12 protein-coding genes and 1 pseudogene are annotated in these 9,782 nt (G+C 40.2%); 1 reads left to right on the top strand and 12 read right to left on the bottom strand.

Going from position 1 to position 9,782, the window contains the following annotated elements; genetic code table 11:
- Positions 1-293 (top strand): annotated as a pseudogene (locus tag BLS20_RS01670) (IS110 family RNA-guided transposase); the annotation flags it as partial.
- Between the two features lie 182 nt (positions 294-475).
- On the opposite strand, the gene BLS20_RS14090 reads toward BLS20_RS01670, so the two are convergent.
- The 12 genes from BLS20_RS14090 to BLS20_RS01610 form a co-directional block, all read right to left on the bottom strand.
- Complete coding sequence (locus tag BLS20_RS14090) at positions 476-889, bottom strand: TOBE domain-containing protein (RefSeq protein ID WP_090171539.1); 414 nt, start codon at positions 887-889, stop codon at positions 476-478.
- A 118-nt stretch (positions 890-1,007) separates the two neighbouring features.
- The gene (locus BLS20_RS01660; RefSeq protein WP_090171536.1) at positions 1,008-1,259 is read right to left on the bottom strand and encodes a hypothetical protein; all 252 of its coding nucleotides are present in this window, start codon (positions 1,257-1,259) and stop codon (positions 1,008-1,010) included.
- Between the two features lies 1 nt (position 1,260).
- Positions 1,261-1,734 carry a GIY-YIG nuclease family protein gene (locus BLS20_RS01655; RefSeq protein WP_143010211.1) on the bottom strand — a complete coding sequence of 158 codons (474 nt, stop codon included), beginning with the start codon at positions 1,732-1,734 and terminating at the stop codon, positions 1,261-1,263.
- Positions 1,724-3,175, bottom strand: a complete 1,452-nt coding sequence (locus tag BLS20_RS01650; RefSeq protein ID WP_090171530.1) for an aminoacyl-histidine dipeptidase — start codon at positions 3,173-3,175, stop codon at positions 1,724-1,726. Before BLS20_RS01650 ends, BLS20_RS01655 begins: the two co-directional genes overlap by 11 nt.
- Positions 3,176-3,196: 21 nt before the next feature.
- Positions 3,197-4,585 (bottom strand): ATP-binding protein, encoded by a 1,389-nt coding sequence (locus tag BLS20_RS01645; RefSeq protein WP_090171527.1) that lies wholly within the window; start codon positions 4,583-4,585, stop codon positions 3,197-3,199.
- A gap of 172 nt (positions 4,586-4,757) precedes the next feature.
- Entirely contained in the window at positions 4,758-5,546 is a 789-nt protein-coding gene (locus BLS20_RS01640) for a DAPG hydrolase family protein (protein ID WP_090171524.1), read from the bottom strand.
- A gap of 101 nt (positions 5,547-5,647) precedes the next feature.
- On the bottom strand, positions 5,648-6,025 hold the full coding sequence (locus BLS20_RS01635) for a RidA family protein (RefSeq protein WP_090171521.1): 378 nt from the start codon (positions 6,023-6,025) through the stop codon (positions 5,648-5,650).
- A 14-nt stretch (positions 6,026-6,039) separates the two neighbouring features.
- Positions 6,040-6,993 (bottom strand): DMT family transporter, encoded by a 954-nt coding sequence (locus BLS20_RS01630; protein WP_090171518.1) that lies wholly within the window; start codon positions 6,991-6,993, stop codon positions 6,040-6,042.
- 234 nt (positions 6,994-7,227) lie between these two features.
- The gene (locus tag BLS20_RS01625; RefSeq protein WP_176762239.1) at positions 7,228-7,659 is read right to left on the bottom strand and encodes a VanZ family protein; all 432 of its coding nucleotides are present in this window, start codon (positions 7,657-7,659) and stop codon (positions 7,228-7,230) included.
- 189 nt (positions 7,660-7,848) lie between these two features.
- A complete protein-coding gene (locus BLS20_RS01620) occupies positions 7,849-8,253 on the bottom strand; it encodes a hypothetical protein (RefSeq protein WP_176762238.1) in 405 nt (134 codons plus the stop codon).
- A gap of 237 nt (positions 8,254-8,490) precedes the next feature.
- Positions 8,491-8,688 (bottom strand): Ig-like domain-containing protein, encoded by a 198-nt coding sequence (locus tag BLS20_RS01615; protein WP_090171509.1) that lies wholly within the window; start codon positions 8,686-8,688, stop codon positions 8,491-8,493.
- A 289-nt stretch (positions 8,689-8,977) separates the two neighbouring features.
- Positions 8,978-9,742, bottom strand: coding sequence for a hypothetical protein (locus BLS20_RS01610; RefSeq protein ID WP_090171506.1), 765 nt, complete (start codon positions 9,740-9,742; stop codon positions 8,978-8,980).
- Between the last annotated feature and the right edge of the window lie 40 nt (positions 9,743-9,782).

Here is a 9,782-nt window from a genome sequence, read left to right as displayed (position 1 = left end):
AGTGTGCTCATGCAGCCGTAAAATCTGACAAATCTCCTTACTACAAAAAGAAATATGAATCTCTTGTTAAACGCCGTGGCAAGAAAAGAGCCATTATCGCTATTGCCCGTATGATTCTTACCGCCATCTACCAGATGCTGTCTACTGGTGAGCAGTGGAATCCGAGCGATCTTTACAAGATTGATATGCCTGAAGCTCTTGTTGAAAAACAAAAGGCAAAAGCTATCAAGCAAGCCAAGAAACTATTGCAACGAGAGGGGTTACTTCCTCCTGATGAACCATTAGCTTCTTGATCTATTTTCCTAACGCTATAACACTTCAAAAAGTTGCCTGCCTTAGACAGCTTATTTAAGTGCGTCCATTTATGGTTTTCCTCTACTTTCTTTCACACTATCACTCCTATTCGTAAATGTATTATAGCACAAAAAACAGCAGCCGAAATCTTCCTTTCGACTGCTGAGACAAAACGTTCTTATTAGATTGCGAACATAACAGATGTTGCCTTAATTACTGCTACAACTTCTTTTCCAACTGCAAGGCCAAGATCCTTAACAGATGCCATGGAAATGGTTGCGCTGATGGTGTTGCCACCTGCAACTTCAACTTTCACAATTGCGTTTACAGCACCTTCATCGATTGCTGTAATCTTACCTGCGAGTTTGTTTCTTGCGCTAAGTGTCAGATCGCCGATTCCAATCATAACTTCTGTAGCTTTGATAATTGCTGTTGCCTTCTTCCCTTTTTCAAGTCCAAGTTCCTGAACCGCTGACATAGAGATTGTTCCGCTGATGGTTTCGCCGGCAAACTCCAATGCAACGATGGCATTAACTGCACCTTCATTTACATTAACAACAGTACCTTCAATTTGATTTCTTGCACTAAGTTTCATTGTCATAACCTCCTAATATGTTGTTCGTTTTTTGATATTGCTATCATAACACTACCGGTTATCCCTGTAAAATTAGTCTTCTTTATTGCTAGGATAAGGATACTGTTATGGGAAACTATTATAATACAAATGGAAGTACAGGTATTTGTTTTTGCTCCACCCAGATACCGGTCACATAGAGCACGCCGGTCTGATTCTTTCCTGCCAGCTTCACCGTCACACCGGTGTCAATCTTATATTCTTCCATCACCACATTCCCGGCACCGGCCTTAAGAAGCATCCCCTTAAAATCATTTACGATTCCCGGCAGAACCACCGACGCACTTCCTACGCCAAGTTCTCTTTGTAAGATTTCAAGTAGCTGTTTCATGCTAGTCACCCATATTCCCTTTCGTTTTGTTGTAACCTTTGGCATAAGCGTTGTAGCGCGCAATCGTCTCTCGCTCTAGGTCATCAAGATTACGATATCCGCTGCCCTTTAATGAAATCATGCGAATGCGAAAATCATCGCCATAGATATAATCGGCATAGACATCACCGTTACCTTTGCCGGTGAAATGTGAGTTCACTCTGGAAAATACCCGCACAGACTGCCCCACATAATACAGATTACGACTTCTGTTGAAGATTATATAGATGCCTTCGAAGTTCGGCGCATCCACATAGTCCTCTTCGCGAATCGCAAAAAACTCATCCACCGTCAATTCCTTCTTGCCATGAAGGAGCTTTCGCATTCTTCTCTTCTCCCGGTGTCGATAGCGAAATCGTACAATTACAAATACAATATATAAGATGATTACGACTGCCACAAAGGCAATGATGTTGTCCGGTATATTACTTAGCAAGTCTTCGTAACACTTCCTTTGTCAGATTCCAGGTTCTTTCTACGCTCTTCACATCCATGTGTTCCTTTGGCGTGTGAATGTCTAATAGATCCGGTCCGTAAGAGACACAGTCAAGCTGCGGCATCTTTCCAACAAATATACCACATTCTACGCCGGCATGCATTGTCTCAATGATTGGCTTATGACCATACTGCTCTTCAAACACTTCCACCATCAACTCACGAAGCGGCGAATCCATACGGTATTCCCAGCCTGGATAGTCTCCTTCGCACGCAAGAAAACCGCCTATTGTCTCCATCAGATTCTCAAGTCGCATCAGCATCTCACGCTTTTCCGAATCCACGCTGCTTCGAACGGAATATGAATACACAGCTTCATCTCCTGTCATCGTCATAATACCAAGATTCAAGGAAGTCTGCACAAGCCCTTCCACATCCGGATTCATTCTCTGGATACCGCGCGGCGCATTGATAATCGCCGTCACAAAATTGCGTGCTGACTGCTTAGTCAAAACCATCTCCTTGGCACTCTTTCCTTCTACAAGATGGATGCTCACACCCGGATCGGTAACCTTGTATTCACCGGAATATACCGCCTGCACCTTCGCCACTGCTGCCTTAAGAGCGTTTACCTCTTCCTTTGGCACAAGCAGTCCGGCCGTTGCCTTTCTTACGATAGCATTATCTTTTAATCCGCCCTCGGCGCTTACGATCCCAAACGAAACCTCTTTCCCGAGAAGATACAGCGCACGTCCAAGCAGATTGTCGGCATTGCCGCGTCCCTTATCAATCTCCATACCGGAGTGTCCACCTATAAGTCCGTCAATCACCAGCTCGCACAAGATTCCCTGCTCCATCTTACGCTCGAGTGGAAGGTGACAAATCGCCGTCACTCCACCGGCGCAGCCTGTTAAGAAATGTCCTTCCTCCTCAGAGTCAAGGTTTAACATCAGCTCAGCCTTTAAGTCTGATGTATCAAGTGCAGTTGCACCAAGAAGTCCTATCTCCTCATCTACGGTAAGCACCACTTCTAACGGCGGATGCTCTAAGGAGTCATCTTCTAAGATTGCAAGCGCATACGCAACCGCGATTCCATCATCTCCGCCAAGCGTCGTGCCCTTCGCCGAGATGATGCCATCTTCTACCTGAAGGCTCAGCCCCTGCGTCTTAAAATCAATCTCGCAGCCTTCCTCCTTTTCACACACCATATCCATATGTCCTTGTATCATCACCACCGGCTTATCCTCGGCGCCCTTACTTGCTGCCTTTAAAATCACGATATTGCCCGCTTCATCTTGTCTATAGTCTAGTCCATGCGCCCTTGCAAACTCTACGAGGTAATCACTGATTGCCTGCGTCTGTCTTGAGCCATGTGGAATCTTACAGATTTCCTCAAAATAATAAAATACTCTCTTAGGCTCTAGTCCTTCTAATACTGCCATGTATGTTCCTTCTTTCTCTTCTTATCCTTTATACAAATCATCGATACAAAATAATTTACACTCTGATGCATGATCTTTTACGTAATCCGTATATCCATTTAGCGAAAACACACATATCAACGGATTAATCGCAGAAATGTATTTTACCTTATCCATTAATTTTTCATATTCTGTCTTATCAAATGCTGTGTTTTTAAATTTACACTCCCCTATCAGTAATATATTCTTACCATTTTTTCCAAGCAAATCTATTTCAATCTGTTTTTTCTTTTTATCCTCATCTAAAACAATCTCCTGATAATCTGTAATCTCCGTAAGGATTGGCAGATCCTCCTGCCCCGCGTGAAGCAGCAGATATTCTTTTGCCATCTTTTCAAATATCTTCCCCATAAAATCGTGTAAATGTTCTTTTACATATGAATTATAATATACCTCTCCTCGATCGGCATTGACTAAACTCATTGCGCGATTCACATAGCGAAACCAAAATTCAATCATACTGTCATTCAATACATAATAGGGTCTTTTTGCCGTTCTTCTTTCCAACAGCTCCGCATTCGTTAACATCTTTAACGGATATGTTACATCATCCATTCCTACAAAGGAAGCAATCTCACTGTTTTTCGTATGACCGGTTGCAACCGCTGAAATAATAGAATTATAGACAGCTGGGTTTTGTCGCTCACTTGAAATCACCGTCTTAATCTGTTCTTCTGAAAAATATCCTCCAAGAGAATAAAACTGTTCTATGATATTCTCCTCAAGACTCTTGCTGCAATCAAATTGCTCAATGTATTTTGCAACGCCATTTGTAAGACCGTAACAGATTGCCTTCTCCTCATATGTATAACCCTCTAAAAATTCTGCAGTTTCCATATAGTTAAAAGGTCTAAGCTTCAATTCCAGATTACATCTTCCATATAGAGGAGCTGACTGCGCAAGTACTTCATCCTTCATAAAGCTTACAAGCGACCCACAGATAATAAAAAACAGATTCGTGTGTTTCCAATTCGTATCAATAACTTTTTGAAGTACGGATTGAATATATGGGCATTGCTTTGCAAGATACGGATATTCATCTATGAAAAATATAATCTTTTCCTTCTCTGCCTGCTTTCCAATAAATTCAAATAACTTCTCAAAGCTTGAAAAAGTAATTGTCCCTACCAATTCCGCAGCCAGTTCCAAAAGCACTGCTTCTGTCATCATGGTCAACAGCTCCGCTTCGCCTCGCTCCACAGCTGTAAAAGAAATCCCCTTGCAATCATGCTCTTGCATAAATTGGTTTATCAGTTTTGTTTTTCCAATTCTACGCCTACCATATAGTACCGTCATGAAAAAACCATCTTGGCTTAACTTTTGATTTAGTACTTTTAATTCCTTTTTCCTTCCTCTGAATTCTCTTTGCATACGAATCCTCCGTTTTACCGAAATTGATTTCGCCGAAATCGGTTTCGGCGAAATCAATTTCGGTATTTTTATTATATCGACTTTTTTTCAATAAAACAAGGACCATTCTTTCGAACGGTCCCTGACTTTACACACTATATTTAACTCAGTCGGGGTACAAGCTCCGACTGAGTTAAAATACGTCTTTTTCCTCTGCATAAACCTTTGGAAGAATTGCTGCTAGATTTGTAAATTCCTTGATGTTATGAGCATATAATCCCTTTGGTGCGATATCCGGTACGCGGGCGCCTTCCGGTAAAGCACGCTCAACCTTACGATCCTCTGTCAGACGATATCCAATCCAGAATCTTGAACAGAACATGACGCCATCCTTATATGGATACCACTTATGTGTCATAGCAGCTGCCAATGAACTAAGTCCGACTGCACATACCATCGATTCACATTTGTCTGTTCCAATAATGGATGTATCATATCCAAAGTCTGCCGGATTCATAAACTGAAGCATCAAAAATTCCGGTCCTGGTCCGACATCTTCCATAATATAATGTGTTACGCCCCAAGTCTTCTGGTTCATTGGCACATTCGGGTCCACTACGTAATCTGCCTTATCGGCTCTTGCAAAATAATGATCTTCCGGATCCCAAATCTTATAACGAAGATCGGAACCAACAGAATGCCATGCAAACCACCAATCCAGCATCTCACCTGTTACGCCCGGCATGTAGGTTTCATTTGCAACAAAACCAATCCCGTCATCCATAACACCATAACCGATATGCAGATAATCATCGTCCTTACCTGCCAGGAATAAATCTTTCTTTTCAATCGGTACGCAGGTTCCCTGTGGCTGATTCTCTAAAAGAGCCAGTTTCTCCGGTGGTATCGGAGCCAGGTCCTGTTCAAAATACTTGTAATAGGAAAGATTCTTCTCTTCTTGTGATACACCTACTTTTTTCATTTCAAATACCTCCTAGCCATCAATACCATTATTATAATATGTTTTTGCCAACTTTACTATTTTACAAATATGCCGATTTCTTTTATGACTAATTACTATATTTAATCAATCGTAGCAATCACTTCAATCTCCACAAGTGCATCTTTTGGAAGTCGCGCAACCTGCACGCAGGATCTTGCCGGATAATCCTTGGTAAAATACGTACCGTAGATTTCATTTACCTTACCAAAATCGTTCATATCGGCAATGTAAATCGTTGTCTTTACTACGTGGTCCAGATCAGAGCCTGCCCCTTCTAAGATGTGCTTTACGTTGTCGAGCGATTGCTTTGTCTGCGCCTCAATCCCTTCCGGGAGAGTTCCCTCCTGCGGATTTAATCCAAGCTGTCCGGATAAAAACAGTAAATTTCCTGTCTGCACGGCATGCACGTATGGTCCGAGCGCAGCCGGTGCACCTTCTACTTCATATGTTTTTTTCATGATATATATTCCTCCTAATATGCTTTTATCTTATCATACTTCTTCACATGATTGATAAAGAAGATTCCTGTGCTTACAAAGACGAGTGCGACCAGCGTCATAACGCCAAGTCCGCTATCTGCCCCAAGTACCACGGCCGACAATATCGTTCCAATCACCGGAATCAAAAATGAAAATGCGCTGATTCTTGATACGTTGTTGTATTTGATTAACACGCTCCAGACCGTATAAGCTACCGACGAAATCAGCGCCATGTAAATCAGCAAGAGTATACCGCCTACGGATGGCCTTGCAAGGTGTCCTCCAAACACCACGCCTACCATCATCATCACAAATCCGCCAAAGGCAAACTGATAACCGCTTAGCATAATCGGATCTTCCTTACCCGAAAATACTTTAACCAATATTGAGGAAGTCGCACTAGATACTGCGGAGATCATCATCCATGTATCTCCGACAAGATGCAGCCCCGCACCCGCCATCAGACCACTTAGATTCACAACGACAAGTCCTGCCACTGCCAGCACGCATCCAAGTGCCTTTGAGGCGGTCATCTTCTCATAGCGAAAGATCAGGCAGGCTCCGATTATGACAAACAGTCCTGTACATCCCGAGATGATAGAACCATTTACCGCACTGGTTCTGGCCAGTCCCACATAAAAGAAGATGTATTGTCCTATCGTCTGTGCCAGGGCGAGCGCCCCAATCTTCGGAAGCGATGCCTTCGTCGGGATTAACAACCTTTTGCTAATCAGGCTTCCAAAGATGACGGTCAATATCCCCGCCAAAAAGAAGCGAATGCCCGCAAATAAAATCTGCGATGCGCTGTCTCCTGCCCCGACTTCGAATATCTGATATCCTACCTTAATACATGGAAACGCGCTTCCCCATAAGATAGTTGAAATCATCGCTCCGATCACGACTACTTTTCTTTTTTGAAATAATTGCTTTTTTTGTTCTCTTTCCATAACGCTACAAGGTTACTCTTTTCTATGCGTTATGTCAATTCAATAATCCGTCCTCTATTCGATATGTTGTATTGCAGCAATTTGCCACACTTTCATCATGAGTTACAAATCGCAAATATATATAGTTTAACACATATAAACTGATAATCGCCATTCTCTAGCCTAGTATATAATTATAGAAGGCTTGCCGTCATAGCGACAAGCCTTCTATGAGCTTATTGTTATTCTATTGTTTCATACTAATTTAACTCCATCCAAAACATCAAAAACATATTTCATGAAAACTCTCCCTTTTTTGCTAGGTCGATCTATTAGTTTCGAAACTAGGCACATTACCAAATATCCTGCGACTGTTCCCCCCAAATTAAATATAACATCATTCACATCAACGATTTTCACAGAAAACCCATCCGTAAAGAGAATCTCCAATAATTGCAAAATTTCTACCAAACATCCTAACATAAAACCTTTAATAGACACACTTTTTATGGTTTTACTCTTTGTAACGAACGGAAGTATCATTCCAAAAGGTAGCGTCATAAGAAAATTCAATACATCCGTTCTTCCAAAGCCATTATGAAATGGAATCAAATTAATACTTTCTGTTATATTCGATGGCAGTCCAATCATAACTAATGGAAATATCGTTATTTTTATTACTGCCATTATATATATAAACATTATTGTGCTAAAAATATAATATACCCTCGAAGGTTTATATTTACATCTTATAAACAAACAAATTCCCGAATAAATAGCTAACCCTATTATTATTGTTACTATATCAAAGTCGATTAACATGTACTCCACGCCTTCCTATCATATATAGAATAATTGATTTATGCCATACATAACTTATCGATTTTTTAATCTGCCGGACCCCTTAATATTATGACCGTCATCTTCCACTTTATATATTTGTAAATAATACTTAGATGATGTTTTATCACCAATTCCAATAATACCTGATGGACTATCCTTAATCGAACAGATTATCTTACCGCAATAATAATCTGCTCCAGCACGCTTGCGATATAATGCATAATATATATTATTATACGTTTTAAGCGCACCTTTATCAGTAGAATACTCATGATGACTTCCAGATATATATATTCTTCCACCATTAAGTGTGTAATATTGTTTATTCTTACTTCCGTCTACGAGTCTATAATTCATTGTATAACTATATGAAGAAGATGCTGCTGCATATGTGACCATTCCAACAGATGCCATCATTATAGAAGTAGCTAATAGCATAGCAATTATATTTTTATATTTTTTCATTTCAATCTCTCTCCTAGTATTAATATATGGTTTTTTGACAAAATTATTATATCAGCATAAATAATATATTAGCGGATGACACATATTCGTCAACAGCACAATCCTTAAACGGTCGTTTTTCCCCCTGAACGGTCAACATATTTCAATATTTCTAAAAAATAAAGCAAAAAGGACAAACTCATCACCAAAAATGAATTTGCCCTTTTCATACTATTTCACCGTTAATGTTATTGTCTTATATACACCATTTTGAGCATATACCCAAATCTTACACTTTCCTTTTTTCTTCGCCTTAATCTTACCGGATTTTGTCACAGTCGCAACTTTGGTGTTGCTTACCTCATAACTAATCTTCCGATGTTTTTGAATTCGTTTTGATTTCACTTGGCGTACTTCTACAGCCTTAATCTTAGCTGTCTTACCTTTCTATATTCTTCAAATCTCGAATATATATAGTTTAACACATATAAAATGAGAACGTAATCGCCATTCTCTGGCCCAGTATATAATTATAGAAGGCTTGCCGTCATAGCGACAAGCCTTCTATGAGCTTATTGTTATTCTATTGTTTCATACTAATTTTACTCTGTCCCGATATAGTTAATTTGTAACACTACAAATGACAATATAATAATGGTGACTCCCATCGCCATTATTACCATAAGCATCCCCAGCTGCGACCACCTTATTTCACTTTTCAGATAAAATGATTACGTGATGCTATGATACCCTTTTCATCAAACTCCAGCGCTCCACAATAACATCCTTTTCCATAACCGTATACCGTCTTCCCGTTAATGCAATAAGTGAGTTTAGATCGGATATACTTAACCGGAGCATCAGATTCCATCAACTCGATTTTTCCGGAAAAGGTTTGCTCATCATCCGCGGTTAATTCTACCGATGTCTGTGTGCCAACCGTCAAATCACACGATGTCACAGACGCATCTTGAGCCGTGTAGCTAAATGCAAACTCCTCTGAATTCGAAGATACTGCTGGAGACTCCCATGTCCAGATTTTCCCGTCATCCGCATCTCCTATATCAAGGGTCCAATCTCCTATACTATACGTGACAGGTAATCCATCTGCTAAATTCATGCTTAACTGATTCATAGTAGACTTTCCTGTCGATGTAAATTGTAACGTTAACACGATACTGTAGAATTCATAGTCTTCATATTGTTGATCCATCTTTTCCACATTAAAATTAGTAATTTCTACATTTTCATTGTCCGGCACTCCCATGCTTACTACTTTTGTATCCAGCGACGGATCATTCGATAAAAATGTAAATGCGACATCTACCTGCTCATCTTGTGCCGCTGCAAGGTAACCATCTTGCCATATAAAAAAACTATTTTGGGATGAATCAGACCAGATATTTCTTACTACGAAGATACCCACAATAATCACCACCAATACCAATAAAACTGCAATTACAATTGTTTTTTTCAATCTCATATTTATATACTCCCCCTATTTGTAATAAACTATAAGATAC

It is taken from the genome of Eubacterium oxidoreducens (assembly GCF_900104415.1).
GTDB classification, from domain to species: domain Bacteria; phylum Bacillota; class Clostridia; order Lachnospirales; family Lachnospiraceae; genus Eubacterium_C; species Eubacterium_C oxidoreducens.
Note: the sequence above shows the minus strand (reverse complement) of the source record. Positions and strands in the feature narration are given on the sequence as shown.